This is a genomic window from Microthrixaceae bacterium (genome assembly GCA_023957975.1).
GTDB lineage: Bacteria > Actinomycetota > Acidimicrobiia > Acidimicrobiales > Microtrichaceae > JAMLGM01.
Map to the genome: position 1 here is coordinate 72,514 of JAMLGM010000008.1, position 23,999 is coordinate 96,512.

Annotated in this window: 20 protein-coding genes; 8 read left to right on the plus strand and 12 right to left on the minus strand. The window is 67.1% G+C overall.

Features of this window, described 5'->3' with window-relative positions:
- Nucleotides 1-14: 14 nt before the first annotated feature.
- The 5 genes from M9952_12105 to M9952_12125 all read right to left on the minus strand — a co-directional run bounded on the left by M9952_12105 (nucleotide 15) and on the right by M9952_12125 (nucleotide 7,249).
- Nucleotides 15-1,118 carry a hypothetical protein gene (locus M9952_12105; protein MCO5313665.1) on the minus strand — a complete coding sequence of 368 codons (1,104 nt, stop codon included), beginning with the start codon at nucleotides 1,116-1,118 and terminating at the stop codon, nucleotides 15-17.
- A gap of 229 nt (nucleotides 1,119-1,347) precedes the next feature.
- Nucleotides 1,348-3,519 carry an acyl-CoA dehydrogenase gene (locus M9952_12110; protein ID MCO5313666.1) on the minus strand — a complete coding sequence of 724 codons (2,172 nt, stop codon included), beginning with the start codon at nucleotides 3,517-3,519 and terminating at the stop codon, nucleotides 1,348-1,350.
- A 59-nt stretch (nucleotides 3,520-3,578) separates the two neighbouring features.
- Nucleotides 3,579-4,817: an acetyl-CoA C-acetyltransferase gene (locus M9952_12115; GenBank protein MCO5313667.1), complete on the minus strand. Its 1,239-nt coding sequence runs from the start codon at nucleotides 4,815-4,817 to the stop codon at nucleotides 3,579-3,581.
- Between the two features lie 33 nt (nucleotides 4,818-4,850).
- Nucleotides 4,851-6,032, minus strand: a complete 1,182-nt coding sequence (locus tag M9952_12120; GenBank protein ID MCO5313668.1) for a lysophospholipase — start codon at nucleotides 6,030-6,032, stop codon at nucleotides 4,851-4,853.
- A 71-nt stretch (nucleotides 6,033-6,103) separates the two neighbouring features.
- Nucleotides 6,104-7,249 (minus strand): hypothetical protein, encoded by a 1,146-nt coding sequence (locus M9952_12125; GenBank protein MCO5313669.1) that lies wholly within the window; start codon nucleotides 7,247-7,249, stop codon nucleotides 6,104-6,106.
- A 91-nt stretch (nucleotides 7,250-7,340) separates the two neighbouring features.
- Here M9952_12125 and M9952_12130 point away from each other — a divergent pair, with 91 nt between their 5' ends.
- Entirely contained in the window at nucleotides 7,341-8,024 is a 684-nt protein-coding gene (locus M9952_12130) for a VOC family protein (protein MCO5313670.1), read from the plus strand.
- A gap of 46 nt (nucleotides 8,025-8,070) precedes the next feature.
- On the opposite strand, the gene M9952_12135 is transcribed toward M9952_12130, so the two are convergent.
- Nucleotides 8,071-8,631: a nuclear transport factor 2 family protein gene (locus tag M9952_12135; protein ID MCO5313671.1), complete on the minus strand. Its 561-nt coding sequence runs from the start codon at nucleotides 8,629-8,631 to the stop codon at nucleotides 8,071-8,073.
- Nucleotides 8,632-8,718: 87 nt separating this feature from the next.
- Here M9952_12135 and M9952_12140 point away from each other — a divergent pair, with 87 nt between their 5' ends.
- Together M9952_12140 and M9952_12145 are read left to right on the plus strand one after the other, a co-directional pair.
- A complete protein-coding gene (locus M9952_12140) occupies nucleotides 8,719-9,759 on the plus strand; it encodes an NAD-dependent epimerase/dehydratase family protein (protein ID MCO5313672.1) in 1,041 nt (346 codons plus the stop codon).
- Nucleotides 9,756-10,322 (plus strand): TetR/AcrR family transcriptional regulator, encoded by a 567-nt coding sequence (locus M9952_12145; protein MCO5313673.1) that lies wholly within the window; start codon nucleotides 9,756-9,758, stop codon nucleotides 10,320-10,322. The genes M9952_12140 and M9952_12145 overlap by 4 nt, the downstream gene beginning before the upstream one ends.
- Before the next feature lie 19 nt (nucleotides 10,323-10,341).
- Here M9952_12145 and M9952_12150 read toward each other — a convergent pair whose 3' ends face one another.
- Nucleotides 10,342-10,995, minus strand: coding sequence for a response regulator transcription factor (locus tag M9952_12150; GenBank protein MCO5313674.1), 654 nt, complete (start codon nucleotides 10,993-10,995; stop codon nucleotides 10,342-10,344).
- Nucleotides 10,996-11,036: 41 nt separating this feature from the next.
- Here M9952_12150 and M9952_12155 point away from each other — a divergent pair, with 41 nt between their 5' ends.
- Complete coding sequence (locus tag M9952_12155; GenBank protein MCO5313675.1) at nucleotides 11,037-11,990, plus strand: alpha/beta hydrolase; 954 nt, start codon at nucleotides 11,037-11,039, stop codon at nucleotides 11,988-11,990.
- A 37-nt stretch (nucleotides 11,991-12,027) separates the two neighbouring features.
- Here the strand turns inward: M9952_12155 and M9952_12160 are convergent, their stop codons facing one another.
- The gene (locus tag M9952_12160; protein ID MCO5313676.1) at nucleotides 12,028-12,945 is read right to left on the minus strand and encodes an LLM class flavin-dependent oxidoreductase; all 918 of its coding nucleotides are present in this window, start codon (nucleotides 12,943-12,945) and stop codon (nucleotides 12,028-12,030) included.
- Nucleotides 12,942-14,492 (minus strand): HAMP domain-containing histidine kinase, encoded by a 1,551-nt coding sequence (locus M9952_12165; protein MCO5313677.1) that lies wholly within the window; start codon nucleotides 14,490-14,492, stop codon nucleotides 12,942-12,944. Before M9952_12165 ends, M9952_12160 begins: the two co-directional genes overlap by 4 nt.
- Before the next feature lie 183 nt (nucleotides 14,493-14,675).
- On the opposite strand from M9952_12165, the gene M9952_12170 reads away from it, so the two are divergent.
- Nucleotides 14,676-15,320 (plus strand): response regulator transcription factor, encoded by a 645-nt coding sequence (locus tag M9952_12170; protein MCO5313678.1) that lies wholly within the window; start codon nucleotides 14,676-14,678, stop codon nucleotides 15,318-15,320.
- A 91-nt stretch (nucleotides 15,321-15,411) separates the two neighbouring features.
- A complete protein-coding gene (locus M9952_12175) occupies nucleotides 15,412-16,284 on the plus strand; it encodes a DUF5666 domain-containing protein (protein ID MCO5313679.1) in 873 nt (290 codons plus the stop codon).
- Nucleotides 16,285-16,393: 109 nt separating this feature from the next.
- Here the strand turns inward: M9952_12175 and M9952_12180 are convergent, their stop codons facing one another.
- Both M9952_12180 and M9952_12185 read right to left on the minus strand, forming a co-directional pair.
- Nucleotides 16,394-18,316, minus strand: coding sequence for an ABC transporter ATP-binding protein/permease (locus tag M9952_12180; GenBank protein MCO5313680.1), 1,923 nt, complete (start codon nucleotides 18,314-18,316; stop codon nucleotides 16,394-16,396).
- Nucleotides 18,313-20,046: an ABC transporter ATP-binding protein/permease gene (locus tag M9952_12185; protein ID MCO5313681.1), complete on the minus strand. Its 1,734-nt coding sequence runs from the start codon at nucleotides 20,044-20,046 to the stop codon at nucleotides 18,313-18,315. The genes M9952_12180 and M9952_12185 overlap by 4 nt, the downstream gene beginning before the upstream one ends.
- 182 nt (nucleotides 20,047-20,228) lie before the next feature.
- Between M9952_12185 and M9952_12190 the strand changes: the two genes are divergently transcribed.
- Nucleotides 20,229-22,328, plus strand: coding sequence for a diguanylate cyclase (locus M9952_12190; GenBank protein ID MCO5313682.1), 2,100 nt, complete (start codon nucleotides 20,229-20,231; stop codon nucleotides 22,326-22,328).
- The gene (locus M9952_12195) at nucleotides 22,325-23,251 is read left to right on the plus strand and encodes an HDOD domain-containing protein (GenBank protein ID MCO5313683.1); all 927 of its coding nucleotides are present in this window, start codon (nucleotides 22,325-22,327) and stop codon (nucleotides 23,249-23,251) included. Before M9952_12190 ends, M9952_12195 begins: the two co-directional genes overlap by 4 nt.
- Nucleotides 23,252-23,309: 58 nt before the next feature.
- Here the strand turns inward: M9952_12195 and M9952_12200 are convergent, their stop codons facing one another.
- Nucleotides 23,310-23,969: a metal-dependent transcriptional regulator gene (locus tag M9952_12200; protein ID MCO5313684.1), complete on the minus strand. Its 660-nt coding sequence runs from the start codon at nucleotides 23,967-23,969 to the stop codon at nucleotides 23,310-23,312.
- Between the last annotated feature and the right edge of the window lie 30 nt (nucleotides 23,970-23,999).

Consider the following 23,999-nt stretch of genomic DNA (forward strand, 5'->3'; position numbering starts at 1 on the left):
CGTGAGATCGGGCGCTATGACGGCCGGCGCGCGAGCGGGGGAGTGATTTCGCCGCTCCGCAGCGTCCGCATCACGTCGATCCGTTCCTGGGGGTCGCGGCTCAGCCGGTAGCGGTCGAACAGCGCCATGAGGAAGCTCAACATCACCATGTAGAACACCGTCGACCACCGCAGCCCGTAGACCCGCGAGTCGCCGCCGAATCGGGCGTCCACCCACACGATTGCGATGTTGATGGCGAGCGTCGCTAGGAACTGGGTGAACGAACTCGCCCACACCTTGCCGAAACGCCGGATGACCTGGCTGATGAGCGTGTTGGCGACGACCAGGACTGTCACGCCGATGGCGAGTTGAGTGTCGGTGGCCTGTACCCCGGGAATGACCTGGGAGAAAATCACGGCGATCAAGGCGCACAACATGATCTTTTCCACGAGGATCGCCGAGAAGAAACGCTCGCGACCGCGGCCCTCGTAGTCGCTCAGTTGCAGGTGATCGTCGACGCGCACGGTGAAAGGCCAATCGGGTGCGGGGATTCGCCCCCGCAGCGACCAGACCACGAACCCGATGAGGCCGAGCCCGCCGAAGATGACCAACCACCCGATCGGATACTCGGCGAGGGTGTCGGTCACGTCGAACTGAGCGACGTGGATCCACCATTCTTGGGGCAACTTGATGAACACCCAGATGGCCGCAGCGAGGCCGGCGACTTGGCGGGACTTCAGGACGAACGGGTTCCAGCGGGTACGGATGGCCTCGTACGCGATGAAGTAGTACTCGAAGGTGTTCGGGAACACCATGAGGATCCAACGCCATTGGGTGGCTTCGAAGAACGCGACGCCTACGAGACGAAATAAAAAGAGGAACCGGGCGATGTCGAAGGCCACCGGTTCGCGCCAGTTGCGCATCGTCGACAAGTACGCGATCGCTAGGTAGTAGACGTCGAGGGCCTTGTCATAGGACTGGTATCCCGGTAGATCGCTGTCGGTGAAGATCTGAAAGATCGTCTGGTCGACACCGTCGATGATGAGCGCCAACACGATTGCTGGCAGCGGAAATTTCGGAATGAACAGTGGGACGACGAGTCGCAAGACAACGACGGTCACCATGATGAAATCGGCCACTGGCCCTCCTTGGCCCGCCACACTAGGGCAGGTGGACCGCGTCGTAGCCCCTCAACGACTGGGACTCGGCCAGGTCGGCCGCGTCGGCGATGAGCGCTTCGGTCACCTCGACGATCACCAGTGAGTCGACGAGTGCGCTGAACGCTCGGCGCGCGCGTTGATACTGACGTGAGTCGAGACGTCCGCTCGTCGACGCCCGACAGTCGCGCGACCGGTCTACCGTGCTCGCTCAGTTGCTGATGAGGGGGTCGCGGGGGAGTCCGAGGATGCGTTCGCCGATCTGGTTGCGCTTGATCTCGGAGGTTCCGCCGGCGATCGACAGGCCGCGGTGCCACAACGCCAACATGTTCGACATCTCGCCGGGGCCCTCGTTGAACGCGGCGTCGGGACCGGTGAGGGCGGTGAAGATGGCGGTGGCCTCGTGGCCGTTCTCGCTGAGTACCAGCTTGGTGATCGCGCCTTCGGGGCCCGGTTCGCCGCCGGCGACCGCACGGTTGGCAGCGCGAAGGTTCAACAGGGTGCAGGCGTTGTCGTGGGCGATGTACTGGCCGATGCGTGCGGCGCCGCCGATGAGTCGTTCGGGGTGCTGGTCGTGCATGGGGATGAACGACTCTCCGGGCATGTTCATGCCGCCTTGGCCACCGCCGATCGACACCGACTCGTTGCCGAGGGTCGAGCGGGCGACGGTCCAGCCGCCGTCGACCGGGCCGACCACGTCGTCGTCGGGGACGAACACGTCGTTGAAGAACACCTCGTTGAACTCCGACCCGCCCGAGGGCATCTTGATGGGCCGGACCTCGACGCCGTCGGCTTCCATGTCGATGACGACCATGGTGATGCCCTGGTGCTTGGGCACATCGGGGTTGGTGCGCACGGTGGCGAAGCCGTACTTGGAGTAGTGCGCGCCCGAGGTCCAGACCTTCTGGCCGTTGATGAGCCAGCCGCCATCCACCCGGGTCGCCCGGGTCTTGATCCCGGCGGCGTCGGAGCCGGCGTCGGGTTCGGAAAACAGCTGGCACCAGATGAGGTCCTGGTTGAGCGCCGGCTGCACCCAGCGGGCGATCTGATCGTCGTTCGCGTGCTGGATGAGAGTGAGAATGACCCAGCCGGTGATGCCATAGGCGGGCTTGCGCACCCCGGCGGCCTTGAACTCCTCTTCGATGACGAGCTGTTCGACGGCCCCTGCGGCACGGCCCCACGGCTTGGGCCAGTGCGGCATCGCGTAGCCCTCGGCCAACATGGCGGAGCGGGTCGCGGCGGAGTCGAGCCCCTTGACCCGCTCGGCGAAGGCGCGGACCTCGTCGCGGATCGGCTCGGCCTCTGGCGGCAGGTCGACCGAGCGCTCGCGCTGCACGCCATCGCGGGCCAACTCGACGATGCGCTCGGCGCTCGCCTTTTCCGACAACAGCACCTTCATCGCGGTGGCGCGTCGCAGGTAGATGTGGGCGTCGTGTTCCCAGGTGAAGCCGATGCCGCCGTGCACCTGCATGCACAACTGGCAGTTCCACTCAGCGGTGCCGATGGCGAGGGTTGCGGCGATGGCGCTCGAGATCGAGAGCTGGTCGCCGCCGCTGGCCTCGGCGCGGGCCGCGTCCCACACCGCCGCGGTGGCCAGTTCGGTTCCGACGGCCATGTTGGCGCAGTGGTGCTTGACGGCCTGGTAGGTGCCGATCACCCGCCCGAACTGCAGGCGTTCGTTGGCGTAGGCGGCAGCGAGGTCGGTGGTCTCACGGGCGATGCCCATCGCTTCGGCAGCGAAGTAGAGCCGTGCATAGTCGACGAGCGCACGGGCACCGCCGGCGATGACCGTCGCCGGTGCGGCATCCAGGGTGATGCGCGAGCTGCGGCGGGTCAGATCCAGGTTCTTCGGGGTCTCGACGGTGATCCCAGCGGCGGTGGTGTCGACGAGTGCGAGGTCCTCGCCGACCGCGATGGCCAACACGTTGGCGAGGGCGCCGCTGATGACGACGCCGGCGTCGCCGTCGACCGTTGCGGACGCACCCGATCCGTTCAGCGTGAGGTCGTTGTCGATCGAGATCGCGGCAACCGTCGTGCCAGCGGCGAGTCCGCCGAGCCAGGCCACCTTGGCGGCCTCGTCACCCGAGGCGGCGATGGCGGCGGAGGCCACGATCGTGGGCACGTACGGGCCGGGAGCGGCGTGGCGTGCGAGCGCCTCGATGATCACGACCTGTTCGGGGGCGCCGTAACCCGATCCGCCGTGTTCCTCGGGAAGGTGCAGTCCGAGCCAGCCGAGCTCGGCCAGGTCGGACCAGAACGTCGGCAGGGTCTCGTCGTCGGTGGTCAGCAGCGCGCGGGCCGCGCCCTTGGAATCGACGCGGGTCAGGAAGGCATCCGCGGTCTCGGCGAGGGTGCGGTGGTCGTCGGTGATGGCGATGGTCATGGAGGTACCTCTCGTTCGGTTCGGTTCGTTCGGTTCGATCTGGTTGTCGGCGGTGTGGGTCAGATGCGCTCGATGATGACCGCCGGGGCCATGCCGCCCGCAGCGCACATCGTGACGAGCCCGAAGGTGCCGTCGGTGCGTTCGAGTTCGTCCAACACGGTGCCGATGAGCATCGCCCCGGTGGCGCCGATCGGGTGGCCGAGCGCGATGGCGCCGCCGTTAACGTTGATCTTGTTGCGGTCGATGTCGAGGTCGCGGATGAACTTCTCGGCCACGACGGCGAAGGCCTCGTTCACCTCGAACAGGTCGATGTCGTCCAAGGTCAGCCCGGCCTTGTCGAGCACCTTGCGTGCCGCGGGCACCGGGGCGTTCAACATCAGCGTCGGATCGTCGCCGACGTTGGCGAAGGCCCGGATGCGGGCGCGGGGCGTCAGCCCGTTGGCTTTCGCGTAGGCGTCGGAGGTCATGAGGATCGCGGCGGCGCCGTCGACCACACCGGAGCTGTTGCCGGCGTGATGAACGTGTTCGATGTCGAGGCCGGGGAACTTCTGGTGCACCAGCGATCGGAAGGTGGTGCCCTGATCGTCGAGCGGGTGGTCGGCCAGGGTCGTGAACGCCGGGGTCAATCCGGCGAGCGACTCGAGCGTCGTCTGGGGACGCGGGTACTCATCGCGGTCGAGGGCGAGGGAGCCGTCGGGGTGATGGACGGCGATGAGTGACTTGTCGAAACGCCCCTCGGCCTGGGCGACCGCGGCGCGGCGTTGGGATTCGAGGGAGAGCTCGTCGAGGGCCGAACGCGGGATCTTCTCGAGCGTCGCAATGACGTCGGCCGATACGCCCTGATGGGGTTGGGGGTGGATGGCACGAAGGTGTTCGTTGCCCGAGTCGAGGAAGGGCATCGGCGTGCGCGGCGAGTTCTCGCGATAGCTCGACATCATCTCGGATCCTCCGGCGATGACGACGTGTTCCATCCCGCTCATGATGGTGGCGGCGCCGAGGTTGGCCACGGTGATGCCCGACCCACAGAAGCGGTCGAGGGTGACCCCCGAGGCGAGGGTGTCGTAGCCGGCGTCGAGCGCGGCCATGCGCCCGAGGTCGCCGCCCTGGGTTCCGACCTGTCGGCTCGTGCCGAAAATGATGTCGTCGACCTCGGCGGTGTTGAGGTCGTTGCGCTCGGCGATTGCCTTGAGGACCGCGGCGCCGAGGTGCTGCGGGTGATGTCCGGTGAGGGCACCCTTGCCCGGCTTACCCCCGCCTCGCGGCGTGCGAACCGCATCGATGATCCATGCTTCGGTCATGTGTCCAAACCCCCTGGAGCTAATTTGAGAATCCTATTCTAAATCCGTGGCCGGCGAGCCGAAATCGTGGTCGGTGAGCCAACGGGTGATGATGCCCACGGCCTCGGCGAGCTTCGGGCGCTGGTCGTCGCCGAGGTAGTAGTGGGTCGCCCCGTCGATGCAGTGCAGTTCCTTGTCCTCGTGGCCGATGGCGTCGTAGAGGTCCAACGCGAACTGGGGCAGACAGATGTTGTCGGCGCTGTTGTAGATGACCAGCGCCGGAATCGAGATCGTCGCCGCAGCGCGCGGCCCGTCGCCGTTGGCGTCGTCGAGGCTCCACTGCGACAGCCAACTGCGCAGCGTACAGAACCGGGCGAGGCCGACGGGGCCGTTGTTGACCACCCGCGGATCACCGAGGAACGACACGCCGACCTCGCGGTCGTTCGGATCGATGGTCCCGTCGAGCGCGGCCGGATCCGCCATCGTGCCGTGCACGACGAATGCGAACTCCTCGTTGTCCCGGCCGGAGGCCCGAAGTTCCGCGAGCTTGGCCTTCACCCATGCGGTGATACGCCGGTTCCGTGCCACTTGCGCCGCACGGTAGCGCTCGAGCCACTCGCGGTCGTAGGGGGGTTGTGGGGCGTCGGGGCCGTAGAGATCGAAGGCCGGGTCGCGGTCGTCCGGGTTCGACTCGTCGCGTACCGCGGGGTCGAGCGACAGGGTGAGGGTGCCGTGGCGCGACGGGTGCGCGGCGAGCAGCATGATCCCATCGGCGGGGATGAGGTCTGCGGCGGTGAGGTCGGGCGGATCGCCCGCCGGCGTTTCGGTGAGCGTCGGGTGTTCGGCCTGCGATTGGTAGAACAGCGACAGCGAACCGCCTCCCGACCACCCGGCGAGCACGACCTTGGCGTAGCCCAGGCGTTGCTTGGCGTCGCGGATGCAGGCGCCGAGGTCGAGCACGACCTTTTCCATGATGAGGGCGAAGTCGGCCCGGTAGTGGCTGTTGCAGTAGATGACGTGATGTCCCGCCTTGGCGAGACCGCGCACCATCGGCAGGTACGCGCCCGCTCCGACCGGATGCATGAACACGATGACCGTGTCGCTGTCCACCCCGACCGGCTTGAGGAGATACGACTCGCACAACACGACGCCCTCGTCACCGCCGTAGGTGTCTTTGAACGCTGCCTGTTCGACCCTAACGATCGGGTACGCGATGGTCTCGACTTTGTGGCCCACGAGGCCCCCCTGATGTGGTGTTGTGGTGTCGCCTTGCGTGTTGCGTGTTGCGTGTTGCGTGCGGCGTGGACTCAGACCATGTCGGCGGGGCGCAGGTCGAATCCGAGCGCGACCCGGCCGGCGAGTTCGGCGGTGCGGTCCCAGTCGAAGATGACGTGACCCTTCAGGGTTTCCAGGTCGCGTTGGATGCGCTGGAGCGGGTGATCGCTGCGGTACACGCTGGCGCCCGCCCCCTCGCACACGGTGCTGACAACCGAGCGCGCCGAGGCCACGACGGCCGCCGCGGCCAGCCGGGTGTCGACCCGCACCCCCATCGACACCTCGCCGAGGTCGGCGGCCGCCATGAGCCGGGCAACGGTGGCGTCGAAGTGGTCGCGGGCCTGGCGCAGATCCGATCGCGCCTTCGCCAGGCGGATCTGTGCCGCGGGCTGCTCGGTCGCCTTGTCTCCCAGGCTGTAGGCGAGCACGCGGGTGCGCAGACGTTCCTCGTAGAGGTCCACCGCCCACTCCGCCCCGCCGAGCGCCGGGGCAGCGGCCAGGAGGGCGAGCACCGGAGGGACGGGCAGGTTCGCCAATCCGTCGCCGTCGACCCCGACGGTGCTGTCGAGAAATGCGCGGGCGTCCAGGGTGCGGTGATCCGGGACGAACACGTCGTCGGCCCGAACCGTGTTGGAACCGGTGGCGCGCATGCCGGCGGTGAACCACACGTCGTCGACGCGGACCTCCCCGATCGGCACGACGCAGAACTTCATCGCGAACTTCGGCTCGCTTTGGATGGCGTGCACCATCACCCACTCGGCGTGGTTGACCCCGGTCGCCCACTCCCACGATCCGTTGAGGACCACGCCGTCATCGGTTGAGGTGATCGACCCGGTCGGGGCCAGTGGAGCCGGAGCGAGCGGAGCGGGGTGGGCGGCGAAGATCTCGGCGACGCCGGCCGCCGGGAACTTCGACATCAGCCAGCTGTGCATGACGAGAAACGACAGCGTCCACGCCGACGCGACGTCGCCATGGGCGAGGATCCGCGTGCCGCCGAGTAGTTCGTCGAGCGGTTCGGCGAGTCCGCCGAGCGAGGAGGGCACCACCGATCGAAACAGATCCTCCTCATGGGCGGCGGCGATGACCCGATCGCTGAGCCGACGTTGTTCCTCCGCGCTGGGTGCCTCCTCGCGAAGCAGCTCCACCAGGCGCTCGCAACGTGCAGCAAACCCGTCCATAGATCCCCCTTGATTCGGTCGGCCGTCGTCGGGCCGCGCCCTCGGCGCACAAACTAAGTTCGGCCATGTTGTCATCTCAAGGGGGAAGCTGATGAGACCCAACGCCGTCCATCACCTGGCGATCATGACCAGGGACCTGCCCGCGCAGCTCGAGTTCTTCACCCAGGTGCTCGGCCTGCCGCTCGTGGCCCTCTACGACATGCACGGCGTCGAAGGTGCGCTACATGCGTTCGTGGCGTTGAACGACGCGGAGTACGTGGCGTTCGTCTGGGCGCCGGGCGTCGAGGAGATCGAGCCGATCGACCAGGTGACCCACGCCGGACACGGCGGCGGGCTGAGCGCGGCAGGAACGATGCAACACGTGTCGTTCAACGTCGATACCTTCGACGCGCTCGAGACCCTGCGCGACCGGCTCCGATCCAACGGCGTGCCGGTGTTCGGTCCGATCGATCACGGGATGTGTTCGTCGATCTACTTCGCCGGCCCGGAGGGGCTGACACTCGAGGCCGCGTGGTCGGCCAAGCCCGTGGACGGCCGCGAATGGATCGACCCGTCGGTGTTCGAACGGGCCGGGGTGAGCGCTGGCGACGTCGAGCGGTTCCGGCAGCCGCCGACCTTCGAACGCCCGGCCGAGGCGGTTGCGCAGCCGGGCCTCGACGCCGCCGGGCCCCACCTCGGCTACCCGAGCGATCAGTACGAGTTCATGTTGACGCTGCCCGACCACGTCATCGCCAAGGGAGCGAGCGTGCCCGACCCTCCCGTGCGCATCGACTGAACCGTCCGGGTCGCGGTGCCGTGGTCGCCTGGCCGGGGCACTTCGCTCAGCGGTCCTCGGGCCAGATGGGGCGGGGCGACTCGCCGCGCCGGTAGTGGCCGGGGGTGGGCGGGCCGAGTCGGCGGTTCATGCGCTGGGTCATGCCCTCGCTGAGTTGGTCCTTGCCCATCAACTCGATGAACAACGACGCGGCATTGCCGAGGTCGAACCAGTCGCGCTGCCAGGCCCACTGCATGTTGCCGGCGTACTTGAACCACGATCCGCCGATGCCGGCGATGTCGTAGTCGGAGCCGTCGTCACGCTTCACGTCCGCGACCTGACGCCACAGGCCGATGAACATGCCCTTCTTTTCGTCGATGATCAGCGACTCATACGGGTAGGTCCAGCCGGCCAGCCCGTCCATTTCCAGCCCGATCGCCCAGTCGCGGATTTCGTCTTTGCCGTTGGCCATGAAGTCGACCTCGGGGCCGTAGTTCCAGCCGTAGTGCGCATCGTCGGCGTAGCAGTCGACCATCGATCGCCAATCTCCCGACTCTTCGGCGATACGGTTGGCCTCGAGCCACTTGTCGACCATCGCTTCGAGTTCTTCGCGTGGATATCCGGACATAGTTCCCCCTCGTCGTGGTGTCGGGTGTCGCAGGTGGCTAGGTTTCCACCTGTAAAGTTGTCTGTCAACCGTGGGGAAGGGTTTGGAATGAAGGTTCTGGTCACCGGAGCGAGCGGCTTTGTCGGCAGCCATACCGTCGCGGCCCTCGACGCCGCCGGACACGAGGTGACCGCGTTCGTGCGGTCGCCACAGAAGCTGGCGACCGCGCTGGCCCCGTTCGATCTTGCCCGTCAGCCGTCGGTCGCGGTCGGCGACCTCGGGTCCGCGGCGTCGATCGCCGAAGCCGTCGCCGCCGGATCGCATGGGGCCGCCGGATCGCACGGGGCCGCCGGCGGGTTCGAGGCGATCGTTCACGCCGCGGCCGACGTCGGGGTGGCCGGCGGGAGCGGACCTGCCGGCGACATCAACGTCGCCGGCACCCGCGCCGTGTTGGAGGCGGCTGCCGACAACGGGGTGCGTCGGGTCGTGTACACCTCGAGCCTCGCGGTGTTCCTGCCCACCCCCGACGAGGTCATCACCGACGCCAGCGCCTTGGCTGAACCGCTGTCGGCCTACGGGCGGTCCAAACGCGACGCGGAACTGCTGGTTCGCGCCGCCCAGGACGACGGCCGCGACATCGTCACCCTGTATCCGGGCGGGGTCTACGGCCCGATTTCGACGACCCTCGACAACGGGTTCGCGGCGATCATCGGGGCGATGAACTTTGCCATGTTGTGTCCGCCCGGCGGAATGGGAGTGATCGACGTGCGCGACGTGGCCGACCTGATCGTGGCCGCGCTCGAGCGTCCCCAAGGAGCGAACCGGTACCTGTGCGGTGGGCACTTCGTGACCTGGATGCAATGGACCGAGGCGCTTCGACAGGCCGCCGGCACCGAGGTGTCCGCGGTCGAGGTCACCGCGGAGGCGATGATCGAGATGGGCAGGGACTTCGACCGTCAGCGAGAGGCCGGCGCACCGTCGAGTCCGCTTTCGGAGGAGGCGGCGATCATCATGTGCGCGGGCCGCCCGACCGACGACTCGCGAACCCTTGCCGAGCTCAACATGTCGTACCGGCCGGTCGTCGAGACCTTCGCAGATGTGGTCGAGTACTTGCGCGGGCTCGGCGAACTTCCGACAATCGACCGATGACCGCAGTGCAACGGCCACCGCTGACCCGACGGCGCCAGGCGACCTTCGACGGCCTCCTCGACTCGGCTCGGCGGCTCCTCGACGAAGACGGCTACGACGGGCTGACGGTACGTGCGGTTGCACTCGCCGCGGGGGTGACCCACACGACGGCCTATTCCTTCGTGCCATCCAAGGCGCAACTCGTCGCCGAGTTGTACCTGCGCGAGATGGAACGCCTCGACCCGCTGGTGCTCTCACCGTCGGCCTCGCCGGCCGACCGGGCAGCAGAGGCGATCGAGGGGCCCGCGTTGTTGTTCTCCGGCGAACCCGCGGTCGGCCACGCCGTGCAGGTCGCCTTGATGATGGGCGACGGCGACCCAGCGCTCATGCAACTGCGTGAACGGATCGCGGCGATCACCCTCGGTCGGCTTCGCCAGGCGTTGCCCGGAGTGGACGCCGAGGTGATCGGGGTGATCTTCGCCGCCTACAACGGCGCCATGGTCACCGTCGGGATGGGGCACGGAACCCACGCCGACATCGTGCGCACGGTGCGGCGACTCGTCGAGCTCATCGGCCTGAGCTGACCATGCTCACCTGAGGCGCTCAGCCGCGGCGACGCTCGGCGAGACGAACGGCGTAGACCGCGGCCTCGGTGCGGCGGGTCATGCCCATCTTCGACAACAGGCCCGACACGTAGTTCTTCACCGTCTTCTCGGCGAGACCGAGTTCGTCGGCGATTTCCCGGTTGGAGGCTCCGGTCGCGAGGTGATCGAGGATGCGCCGCTCCTGAGGCGACAGCGACTCCGCTCGGGCATCGAGTTCGGCTTCGCCCTGGTCTCGTCGAGGCGCCCGATGGCCACCCGAAGCGCGCGCCGCATCGAGCACCGTTTGGCCCTGAGCCGCGGCGCGGATGGCCGACAGAATCTCGCCGCCGCGGATCTGCTTGAGGAGGTACCCCGCAGCGCCCGCCGCGGTTGCCTCGACGATCGCCCCATCGTCCTCATAGGAGGTGAGGATGAGACAGGCGATGTCGGGGCATTGCTCGCGTACGGCGCGGCAGAGCTCGACACCGGTGCCGTCGGGCAGGTGGAGGTCCAACAGCGCCACGCGGGGGCCGGCCTCGGGGATCTGCGCGAGCGCCTCGACCACGGTCGATGCCTCACCGATCACCGTCAGGTCGGATTCGTTGTCGATGAGGGTTCGCACACCTCGCCGGACGATCTCGTGATCGTCGACGAGGAATACCGTCACGTCCATCACACCAGTGTGGCCGACAGAGTCGGCTACGGTGCCACGACATGGGCATCCCGCTGCCGACCCTCGCCGCCGATGAGATCCATCCCAACGCCCCCGCCTGGTTCCGACGGGCGCTGGCGGTGCCCGGAACGATCGAACAGGTGGAGGTTGACGGCGTCTCGGTGGAGTACCTGGCGTGGGGGAAGCGCGGCCGGCCGGGGCTGGTGTTCGTGCACGGCGGCGGAGCCCATGCCTACTGGTGGGCGCCGGTCGCCGCACGGTTCGCCGGCGAATGTCGTGTCGCGGCGATCACCCTGTCGGGCCACGGCGACAGCGGCCGTCGCGAGGTCTACACCTTGGAGAGCTGGACCGATGAGGTCGCCGCGGTCATCGAGGACGCGGACATGGCGCCACATCCGGTGGCGGTGGGCCACAGCATGGGCGGCATGGTCTCGATCGCCACCGCAGCGCGTCACGGCCACCGCCTCGGTGGGGTGATCATCGTCGATTCCCCGGTCGACCGCCCCGACCCGGAGGTGCGTTCGTTCCACCTGCGCGAAGCGTTCGGCAAGAAGCGGGTCTATCCCTCCGTCGACGCTGCCGTGGCTCGATTTCGCACGATTCCGGCCCAGGAGCACTATCTGGACTTCGTGCTCGACTACGTCGCGCGCCGGTCGGTGCGCGCCGTCGAGGGCGGCTTCGCCTGGAAGTTCGACGACCGGATCTTCGAGCAGCTCGGCACCGCCGTTCGTAGCGTGGCGCTGCCGTACCTGCCACATATCGCCTGTCGCGTCGCGCTGTTGCGTTCCGAGTACGGACTGATCAACCCGGAGATCCGCGAGCGGATGTTCGAAGCGATGGGGCGTCGCACCCCGATCATCGAACTGCCCGAAGCCGGCCATCACCCGATGCTCGACGTGCCGCAGATCCTCGTGACTGCGCTGCGGGCGCTGATCGCCGATTGGGATTTCTCGATCCCCTCGGTGGTGCCGCCACCGCCGCTGTCGGTGGACTGAGCGGTCGCAGCTCAGGTTTCGACTGAGCGGTCGCAGCTCAGGTTTCGAGTGGGCCGGTGACCTCGCGCAGCCAGCGCAACTCGTCGCCCCAGTCCTCGGGCGCATCGGCAGGGGACAGGACGAATTTGGAGATGCCGGCGTCGATGTGTTGGTTCAACACCGCGACGAGTTCGTCGGCGCCGCAGGGGTAGCACGCGGCCTCGTACCCGTCGCCGCCGCCGTCGGTGCTGTCGCTGCGGTCGTCGCCGCCGAGCACGGACAGGATGAACCTGCCGAGTTCGGTGCGCTGGTGGCGCGCGTACATGATCGTCATGCCGAAGTGTTCGAGGTCGAAGGTCCGGCCGGCGTCCTCGGCGCCACGCAACACCACCTCACGACAGTGACGGGCGCGCCGCGGGGTTTGAAAGCTGCCGATCCAACCGTCGGCCAGGCGCCCGGTTCGTGCGAGCGCGGCCTCGCTTCTCGCACCGAACCAGATGTCGAGCGGCTCGGCGGGTCGCGGCTTGAGTCGCAGCGCGGATCCCCCATGGGGATGGGGAATCGACTCGCCGGCCCACAGCGCCCGAACGACGGACAGGCCCTCTTCGAACATCGCGACGCGGCGACCCTTCGCAACCCCGAACGGCTCGCGATCGGCGGGATGCGGTGAGCCGAGCCCGAATGCGGGCAGCAGCCGCCCGTCGCTCAGCAGCGACAACGAGGCGAGTTGCTTTGCCATGAGGTAGGGGTCGCGGCCCGGCAGTACCCACACGTTGGCGCCGAGTTTGATGCGGCTGGTGCGCCCGGCAGCGATCGCAAGCGAAACCGTGGGGTCGAGGCTCTCGCCGACGACACGGTCCGACACCCACAGCGAGTCGAACCCGAGCGACTCGACGAGGTCGACAACCTCGCCGAACTGGCTCGGCTGCTCGAGGGTCTGGCCGACCCCGGTTCCGACGCCGATCCTGATCTTCATGTGGACTCCGATGGGTTGGCGTTCGACGCCGGGGCTGGGGCTGGGGCGGGGACTGGGTCGCCGGCCGGGGCTACCGGGATTCGTATCAGGAATTCGGCACCGCCGTCGGGGTGATTGCGCGCCTCGACACCGCCACCGTGCTCGGCGGCGATGGCGTGAACGATGGCCAGCCCGAGTCCGGTGCCCGTTCCCACCCTGGCGCTGTCGGCCTGCCAGAACCGGTCGAAGACCCGCTCAAGCGCCTCGGGGTCGAGGCCGGCGCCGTGGTCTCGCACGCTCAGCGTGGCCGTTGCCCCGTCGGAGGTGACGGCGACCTCGATCGGCGTTGAGTCGGGGGTGTGGCGCAGCGCATTCGTGACGAGGTTGGCGATCGCCTGGCGCAGGTGCATGGCGTCGCCGGCCACCACGACGCTGGTGCTGGCGTCGAGGGTGACCGCTCGATCAGGGTCGGTCGCCCGTGCGTCGGTGCACGCGTCGGCGCCGAGCACGGTGAGATCGACCGGGCGGCGTTCGATCGGGCGCATCTGATCGAGGCGAGCCAGCAACAGCAACTCCTCGACCAGGGTGCTCATGCGCTGAGATTCCGACTCGATGCGGCCCAGCACCACCGCGAGCTGTTCGGGGTCGTCCGCCGCCCCGAGGCGGAAAAGTTCGGCGAAGCCCTGGATCGAGGTCAGCGGGGTGCGCAACTCGTGGGAGGCATCCGCGAGAAACTGGCGCAACTTGTGTTCGGTGGCGTCGCGTTCGCGGAGCGCGACATCGATCTCGTCGAGCATCGTGTCGATTGCGAGCCCGAGTTGTCCGACTTCGCTTTGGGTGTTGGCCGGCGCGACCCGCGCCGTGATCGACCCATGGCGGAGATCGCCGGCCGTGATCGACGACGCGGTCGACGCGATGTTTTCGAGCGGGCGCAGTCCCCGGCGCAGGATCAGCCACGACCCGATGCCGAGCGCCGCCACCAGCCCGATTCCGGCCAGCGCCTCGAGCACGACGAGTCTGCGGATGGCAGCGGTGACCTCCGACAGCGGCACCGCTACGAGCCCGACGCGGTCGAAGGCCATCCTCGTGGCGAAGACCCGCCAGCGTTCCCCGGTGTCGCTTCGAACGTTGAAGAACAGGTTGGTGCCCCGTTCAGGGTTCACCGTCGCGGGGAACTCCGGCGGGTTCTCCGTGCCGAGCAGAACCGCAGATCCGAGCACCTCACCGTTGCGGTCGCGAAGCTCGACCGAGACGTCGAGGCCGGGTCCGAGCACGCGGTGGCGCCCGGTGCCCAGACGCCCGGGTGTCGGCGCTTCGAGGCCGATCTCCGCGGCAAGAAGATTGATCGCCTCCGGGCCGGTGGTGCTGAGGCGTTCGTCGAGTCGGTCGTACTGGCTGGCGGCATAGAAGCTCGTCAGCACGACCGAGAACACGATGAGGCCAACCGAGGTCAGGGCGACGATGGCGAGGGTGAGTCGGAGGCGCAACGTCATGTCGTCGCCATTGTGGCCCAGACGGCGACCCTGGAGTGCGACGCGGTGATGGGCTGCGGTTGCGGCGGCGGTCATGGTCCGATCCTGTGCCCCGACCCTGAGACCGGGCCACAACAATCCTTGGAGTTCGCTCCGAATCCGGTGGCCATGGTTCCGTTGGCGTCGCGGACCCGCTACGAATGGTGCGTGGATCCGAACTCCGACCAACCGCTCGTGCTCGTCGTCGATGACGAGGAGCACATCACCGAACTGCTCGCCATGGGCCTCGGCCATAGCGGGTTCGACGTCGAACGGGTGCATTCGGGTCGAGCGGCGCTCGCCGCCATCAGCACCAGACGTCCCGATCTCGTCGTGCTCGACGTGATGTTGCCCGACCTCGACGGCTTCGAGGTGGCCAGGCGGGTTCGCCAACACGAAGGTGCGGGCACGAAGGTGCCGATCATCTTCCTGACGGCGCGAGACACCACCTCGGACAAGGTGGAAGGCCTACGCCTCGGCTCCGATGACTACGTGACGAAGCCGTTCAGCATCGAGGAACTCATCGAGCGGGTGCGTGCGGTGTTGCGCCGCACCGGTGGCGTCGGCCCGGGATCGAACACGCTGCGCTATGCGGATCTCGAACTCGACGTCGATACCCGCGAGGTGTGGCGCGGCGGAACACTCATCGAACTCACACCGACCGAGTTCCGGCTGCTGCAGTTTCTGTTGGCGAACGCCCGTCGGGTGCTCACCCGCGAGCAGATTCTCGAACACGTCTGGGATTACACCTTCGCCACCAACGCCAGCGTGTTGGAGACCTACATCAGCTATCTGCGCCACAAGATCGACGCCGTCGAGCCGCCGCTCATTCAGACCGTTCGCGGCGTCGGCTACACCCTGAGGCTGCCCGCAGGTTCGGGGTGAGTCCGGAGTGGATCCCCAGCAGATTCTGAGCTTCGTGGGCGAATGTCGGTGGTGAACCAGGCGTCGAAGGGCGCCGAAAGGAGACACCGCCATGAACCCCGACGATCAGACAACGAGCAACCACCAATCGACCCCCTCACCGGGCGCTGCACCGGGTACTTCGAAGCCAGAGCGCTCACCTTCGCCAACACGGACCCGGCTCGTCGCCGGAACCGTCGGCGCAGTCGCAGCGCTCGGCGCGGTGGGGCTTGCGGGCACCATCGGGGTCAACCTCGCTTCGGCGCAGGACGATACGACCTCGTCGATCGCTCCCGCTGAAAGCACCCCCGACAGCGTTCCCGACGGCGCCCCCGAGAAGGACTGCGGCGAAATGGGCGATGGGATGCACGCCGGACGCGGAATGCGTGGGCGTGGGACGGCGGGGGAGATCAGCGCGATCGACGGGGCATCGTTGACGATCACCGACAGCGCCGGCGAGTCGACCACCGTGAGCACCACCGATGACACCACCGTGTCCGAACGCGTCGAGGCGAGCCTCGCAGATGTCGCGGTGGGCGACACGGTCCGCGCGATCGGCGAGGTCAGCGAGGACGGGTCGGCCGTCACCGCCCAGCGGGTGTCGATCGGTGCAGCGGTGGTCGGGCAGAAGTCCGAGGGTGAGGGTGGGTTCGGCCGGCGCGGCGGACGCGGCGTGTCTGGCACCGTCGCTTCGGTGAGCGAGACCGGCTTCACCGTGACCACCGCGGACGACACCACCGTGACCGTCTCCGTCGCCGAGGACGCAACCGTGACCGAGACGATTCAGCGATCGGTCGCAGATCTTGAGGTGGGCGACACGGTGCACGTGCAGGTGCAGCGCGACGACTCGGCCAGCGACGATTCGGGCAGCGACGACTCGGCCGGAGATGACTCGAAGGTGGCGCGACACATCGTCATCGGCGAGTTGCCCGTCCGCGGTCGCTAGCCCCCAGCCCCGCCCGTTCTCCGATAACCAGTGGTCGTGATCACGACCACTGGTTATCGGAGAACAGGCCGGGGGGAGCGGAGAACCGGCGGGTGGGCGGGCCGCGCGGTCAGTCGAGCTCGGCTGCGGACCCGGCGAACTGTGCGTTGTACAGACGTGCGTAGGCGCCGTTCGCCGCCAACAGGGTGTCGTGGTTTCCCTGTTCGACGATGTCGCCGTCCTCCATCACCAAGATGACGTCGGCGTCGCGAATGGTCGACAGGCGGTGTGCGATGACGAAGCTCGTGCGTTCGCTGCGCAAAGCGGCCATCGCCTTTTGGATGAGGACCTCGGTGCGGGTGTCGACCGAACTGGTGGCCTCATCCAAGATGAGGATCGACGGGTCGGACAAGAACGCCCGGGCGATCGTCAACAGCTGCTTCTCGCCAGCGCTGACCGAGGTTCCCTCGTCGTTGAGCACCGTGTCGTAGCCGTCGGGCAGCGAGTGGACGAATCGGTCCACATAGGTGGCTCGGGCGGCCTCGAGGATCTGTTCGTCGGTCGCCTCGAGGTTGCCGTACGCGAGGTTCTCGCGGATGGTGCCGGTGAAGATCCAGGTGTCCTGAAGCACCATGCCGATCTGGTTGCGGAGCTGGTCGCGCGGGATCGTCGCAGTGTCGATGCCGTCGAGGGTGATGCGTCCGGAGTTGATCTCGTAGAAGCGCATGATCAGGTTGACCAAGGTCGTCTTACCGGCCCCCGTCGGGCCGACGATGGCGATGGTCTGGCCCGGTTCGGCCACGAGGGACAGGTCGCGGATGAGCGGTCGGTCCGGCAGGTAGCTGAACGCGACGTGTTCGAACTCGATGCGGCCAGTGGCCCGCTCGGGCAGTTCGACCCGCGGCGGCTCGGCGCTGATCTCAGGGGCGTCGAGAAACTCGAAGACCCGCTCGGCCGAGGCGACCCCCGACTGGAAAACGTTCACCATCGAGGCCACCTGGGTGAGCGGCTGTGTGAACTGGCGCGAGTACTGGATGAACGCCTGCAGGTCGCCGAGGGTCAGATGGCCGCTGGTGATCCTGAGGCCTCCGACCACTGCGACGAACAGGTAATTGAGGTTGCTGATCAGCATCATCGCCGGCGGAATGATCCCCGAGATGAACTGAGCCTTGAAGCTCGCCTGGTACAGCTCCTCGTTCTTCGACGCGAAGGTGTGTTCGACATCGGCGCTGCGGCCGAACACCTTCACGAGGTTGTGGCCGGTGAAGGCCTCCTCGACCTGGGCGTTCAGCGCGCCGGTGTGGCCCCACTGGGCGATGAACTGCGTCTTTGACCGCGCCATGATGAACTTCATCGTCCATAGCGTCAGCGGGATCGTCAGCACTGCGATGATGGCCAACAGGCGTGAGATCCAGATCATCATGCCGAGCACGCCGATCAGGCTGAGCACCGAGGTCAGCATCTGGCTGAAGGTCTGTTGCAGGCTCTGCGCGAGGTTGTCGATGTCGTTGGTGACGCGGCTCAGCAGATCTCCACGCGGCGCCTGGTCGACGTAGCTCAGCGGCAGGCGGTTCAACTTCTCCTCGACCGCGGCGCGCAGGCGCTGCATGGTCCGCTGAACGACGCTGGCGAGCACCCACGACTGCACCCACATCAGCCCGGCGGCGACGAGGTACATGGCACACACGATCATGAGCACTCGGTGCAACCGGTCGAACTCGATGCCGGAGCCGCCCTGCATCTTCGACACGATGCCTTCGAAGATGATGTTCGTTCCGCGTCCGAGGACCTTGGGGCCGGCCACCTGCAGGGACACGCCGAACACGCCGAGTGCCATGACGGCGAGCATTGCGGTGCGGTCGGGGCGCATCTGGCGCAGGAGGCGTTTCGTCGTGCCCGAGAAGTCCTTCGACTTTGCCACGGGCATGCCGACGGGACTCGAACGCACGCCCCCGGAGCCCTGCTGAGGATTGACGATCCGCTGCGGTTCGTTGGACGACTCGCCCGGCCCGGCGGTGTTGCTGGTGGTGGTGGTGTTGTTGTCTGCGCTCATGCCGCCTCCTCCTGGGAGAGCTGCGACTCGACGATTTCCTGGTAGGTGCCACAGGAGCGCAGGAGTTCGGAGTGGGTTCCGAGGCCGACGATGCGGCCGTCTTCGAGGACCACGATCTGATCGGCGTCCTTGATGGTCGACACCCGCTGGGCGACGATCATCACGCCGGCATCGCGGGTGTAAGGGAGTAACGCAGCGCGCAGCTTCGCGTCCGTGGCGAGGTCGAGCGCCGAGAACGAATCGTCGAACAGGTAGATGTCGGGTCGTCTCACGAGCGCTCGAGCGATCGCGAGGCGTTGTCGCTGTCCACCCGACACGTTGGTGCCGCCCTGGGTGATCGGAGACTGCAGTCCGTCGGGCATGTCCCGAACGAAGTCTGCGGCCTGGGCGATCTCGAGCGCCTCCCACAGCTGTTCGTCGGTGGCGTCGGGGGCCGAATGGCGAAGGTTCGACTCGACGGTTCCGCTGAACAGGTAGGGCCGTTGCGGAACGAGTCCGACTCGGCTCCAGAGCAACTCGAGGTCGAGGTCGGCGACGTCGACTCCTCCGAGGCTGACCGTGCCCGAGGTCGCGTCGAAAAGCCGGGGGACCAGGTTCAACAACGTCGTCTTGCCAGCGCCGGTCGACCCGATGATCGCGGTGGTGGTTCCCGGAGCGACCTCGAGGTTGATGTCGCTCAATACCGGCTCTTCCGCACCGGGGTAGTGAAACCCGACCCCGCGCATCGCCAGGGTCGCCCGGCGGGGCAACTCCACGATCGGCGCCGTCGGGTTGACCACGGTCGAGGGGGTGTCGAGCACCTCGCAGATGCGTTCGGCACACACCGCAGCGCGGGGGATCATCATGGCCATGAACGAGGCCATCATCAGCGACATCAGGATCTGCGCCAGGTACCCGATGAAGGCGATCATCTGCCCGACCTCGAGTTGGCCGGAATCGATGCGTGAACCTCCGAGCCAGATCGTCGCGACCGTGGAGACGTTCAGCACCAACATGATCGAGGGGAACATGAAGGCGAGCAGATGCCCGGCCCGCAGCGAGGTGTCGGTCAGTTCCTGGTTGGCGACGCCGAAACGCTCGCTCTCGGCCGGCTCTCGCACAAAGGCCCGCACGACCCGAATGCCGGTGATCTGCTCGCGAAGCACCCGGTTGACGTTGTCGACCCGGTCCTGCATCTGGCGAAACGTCGGGATGAGCCGGATGACGACGATGGACACCGCGGCGGCGAGCGCCGGGATCGAGAAGATCAAGATGGCCGACAACCCGACGTCTTCGCGCAGGGCCATGATGATGCCGCCGACGGCCATGATCGGCGCAGCGATGAACATCGTGCAGGTCATCTGCACGAGGGTCTGGACCTGGGTGACGTCGTTGGTGATGCGGGTGATCAACGACGGCGCCCCGAGTTCGTTGACCTCACGGCTGGAGAACCCGGTCACCTGGTGGAACAGGTCGTGGCGGACATCGCGCCCGAGGCCCATCGAGGCGCGCGAACCGTAATAGACGGCGAGGATCGAAAACACCACCTGGACGAGCGAGACGGCCAACATGATGCCGCCGTGGCGCCAGATGTAGCCGTTGTCGTTCTTGGCGACGCCGTTGTCGATAATGGCCGCATTGAGGCTCGGCAACGTCAGGTTGGCGATCGTTGCGATGAGCTGGAACAACAGGACGAAAACGATGAGCCGCTTGTAGGGCCGCAGATAGTTCGTCGCCAGACGTTTCAACATGTGGATCCTGGAGGGTCGTTGGGATGGCTGCGCCGAGCGCAACGGGAAACACTACGCCGTTGTAGCGGAACGGGCGTTCAATGCCGTCGTCGGTGCTCGATCGCGCGCCCGTCGGAGGAAAAACCCCAGAGCGCGGGGCGGTTGCACCTCAAGTTCGAAGTGCACACGCCGATGCAAGAACCATGCAAGATCCCCAAGGTGCTGCCGCTACGACGACGGTGACGCCGCTTCGTGCTTCGGCGATCGACACCGCACTCGCCTCCGGAGTCGCCGCAGCCCCGGACCCGGCGATCGTGGTCATGACGACGAACGACGGGGTTCGTATCGAGTGGGCGAACCGCGCCTTTTGTGACCTGTTGATGGCCGACCCCGCCGACCTCAACGGTCAACGCCTCGACGGACTGATGACCCTCGATTGGGAGTGGACGCTCAATCCGCTGAGGTCGACCCGGTCCCATGCGCGCCTGACCTCGCAACTCGGAGCGGTGAGCAGCTGGTCGCTTCGTTCGTGCCCGATCTCCGACGGCGACCTCACCCGATGGACCCTGTTCTTCTCGGCCGACGACGAGGATGCCACCGATGAGGTCGCCACCGACGCTCATCGGTATCGGGCCCTGACCGAGCGGGCGCCCATCGGGATCTTCGCGTCGGAGGCCGGCCTTCGCCTCGGCTATGTGAACGATTGGTTGGCGGAACTCGTCGAGGTTCCCGCGGATCAACTGCTCGGCGTCGGATGGATGTCGATCTTTCGTTCCGAGGACCTCGAGGTCGTCATGGGCTGTATGCAACAGGCTCTCGACGGAGTCTCGTCGGAGTGTCCGGCCCGCTTCGTCACGGCGTCGGGCGAACAGCGCAGTGTGTCGATCCGCATCGTTCCCCACCAGAGCAACTCCGGGCCGGCGTCGTTTCTCGGCACCGTCGAGGACGTCACCGACCGGATGCGCGTCGAGGAGCTCCTCGAGTGGCAGGCGAGCCACGACTCGCTCACCGGGCTGAAGAACCGTTCGGGCCTGATCGACGCGATCACCACGACGCTGCTCGAATGTCCGACCTCGACGTCGGTGGTGTTCATCGACCTCGACAACTTCAAGCTCGTCAACGATCTGCTCGGCCACGCCGCCGGCGACGATCTGTTGAAGACGGCAGCGAACGCGTTGACCTCGGCGGTGCGCTCGGGCGACGAGGTGTTTCGGTTTGCCGGTGACGAGTTCGTCGCAATCCTGCGCAACACCAACACCGACGACGAGGCCCTGCGGGCGGCCGAACGTATCGGGCTCGCCCTCGGCACCGGGATCGAAAGCTGTGCCACGGTCACACCGGTCGACGGATCGGTGGGGGTCGTGCGTTCGACCCTCGAATCCACCGCAGAGTCGTTGCTCGGGCAGGCCGATGCCGCCATGTACACCGCAAAGCGCCGGGGTAAGGGCACGGTGGTGCTGTTCGACGAGTCCATGGATGCGTCGAGTGGGTTTACCTCGCAGCGACACGAGCTCGACACCGACGCCATCGAACGAGGTGAGGTCACCCGCGGGTACGTGCCGATTTTTCCTGTCAGCAGCGGAGCCGGCGACCGGTCGCCGGAACCCCACGCGCTGTCGTGTCGTGTGACCTGGACCGACCCCGACGGGCAGGTGCACCGTGACGAGGAGTTGTGGGAGGCCGCCCGCGAGTCGGGGATGGTGCCGACGCTGTTGTTCGCCAACATCGGCCAGGCGTGCGAAGACCTCTCGGCATTTCGTCGCAGCGGCGTGGATGCTCCCGGTGGAGTCGTGATCGCGTTGGCCGTCGCCGACCTGTGCGTTCCCGGGCTGGCCGATCAGATCGCTCGTTCGCTCGTGCGTTGTCGTTTGACCGGCGGCGACATCACCCTGGTGCTGCACAAGTACGACGCCACGGTTCCGTCGATGGTCAACACCACGATCGACCAGGTGCGCGACCTTGGGGTGAAGGTATGGGCGCGCTGGGAGTCGGTGTCCCTACAACGCTTCGCGGTCGGAGCTCACCGGCCCGACGGCGTCGTGATCGACGTTTCGGAACTCGATGCGGGCAATCACGCCGGTTATGAGGCGCTCATCACCATGTTGCGTGGTTCGGGCACGGCCATGTGTGCACACCGGGTCGACTCCGCGGATCGGTTGGCCACGGTCGATCGGCTCGGGATCGAGTGGGGCGTCGGCGCTGCGCTCGGAAGCATCGACTGTCTTCAGGCGTGGCCGGCTCCCTCGAAACCCGCCCTCGACGCCGGCTCGTCGGCACCGTCCAACCCAGACGAGGAACGATGAGGACCTCCGCCACCCCGACCCCACGGACACTCCTTCGGCCGAACGCGCCAGGAGGGTTGCGCCCACCGGATGTCTCAACTGCCCCATCCGGATCGAACGCTGCGGATGGACCGACCGACGTCGACCCACCTGCCGACGTCGAGGCGCTCATGGCCCGTCTCGACACGATCTCCATCGCTCATCCGTCCGCGGTGCGGGTGCTCATGTTGGTGGACGATCCGAACGTCACGATCCACAAGGTCGGCGAGGCGATCGAGACCGACCCGGCGTTCACCGCACAGATTATGAGGCTCGCGAACTCGGCGTACTACGGGCTGTCGGGGCGCGTCGGCAACATCAACTTCGCGGTGACCATCATCGGCTTCGCGGCGGTTCGCTCGCTTGCCGCGATGGCCGCGGCTGGGGTGACGGCGAGTGGGGTGAAGACTCCGGCGGAGTTCTGGGCCCATGCGGCGTCGACGGCCGCCGGGGCGTCTGCGGTGGCGTCTCGATTCGGCATCCCGACAGCGGACTGCTTCGCGGCCGGACTGCTGCACGACGTCGGAATGGTGTTCCTCCAGCAGATCGATCCTGACCGACACAACGCCCTGCTCGTCGAACACGGCTCGCACGGTGCCGGGCTCGTGGAGGCCGAACGGCGGGTGTTCGGCATGTCGCATGCCGAGGCCGCCGCCCACGTCCTGCGCAACTGGAAGTTCCCGCAGCGATTCGTCGATGCGGTCGCCGGCCATCACGACCCGGAGGCCGACCCGTTCGCCCAGGCGGTCGCGGTCGGCGAAGCGCTCGCCATCGCCGGTGTTGGAGACGACCCCGTCGCGGAGGCGGTGCTCGAACGCTCAGGAATTGAGGGCGAGGACCGTGCGACGCTGATCGAATACACCGTGCAACGGGCCCGCGAGGTGCTGGCCTCCCTGCCGCACTGACCCGCCCTGCCGCACTGACCCGCCCTGCCGCACTGACCCGCCGACGGTCAGCTGCTGCTCAGGCGGCGACGAGGATCCGGTCGGCAGCGAATGCGCCGACTCCGAAGGTCCTGTCGTCGATCTGCAGCGTGACGGTGCCATCGGGTGCCGTGGCCGACACGGTGCCCGTAGCGCCCGGAACGATATGGCACTGCTCCAGGAACTCGAGCACGCCCGGCTCGAACTCGAGCGACTCGGGAATCCGTGACACGACGAAGTCGGTGCCTGCGCTCAGCGACGCGAGGCTCCGCACCTCCTGAGGTTCGTAGGCCGTGCCAGGAATCGGGTTGCCGTGCGGACACGTCGTCGGTTCCCCGAGCACGCGGATGAGTGCGCCCTCAACGTCGTCGCCGATGACGTGTTCCCACTTGCCCGCCTCGTGGTGAGCCTGAGCCCACGGAAGCCCGAGGACGTCGCACAGGAACCGCTCGGCGAGCCGATGGCGCCGTACGACCTGTTCGGCCAGTTCGAGTCCGGAATCGGTCAGGGCGATCTCGGGGCCGTTGAGTTCGACCAACCCATCTGCACTCAGGCGTTTGACCATTCCCGACACCGACGGCCGGGAAACATCGAGGCGCTCGGAAATACGCGCTTGGACAACACGTACGCCCTCTTCTGCGAGTTCATAGATGGTCTCGCAGTATTCCTCGAATGCGGGGTGCCATTCGCCGGTCGACATGGGCGCCACCCTAGTGGCGATTGGGGTGCC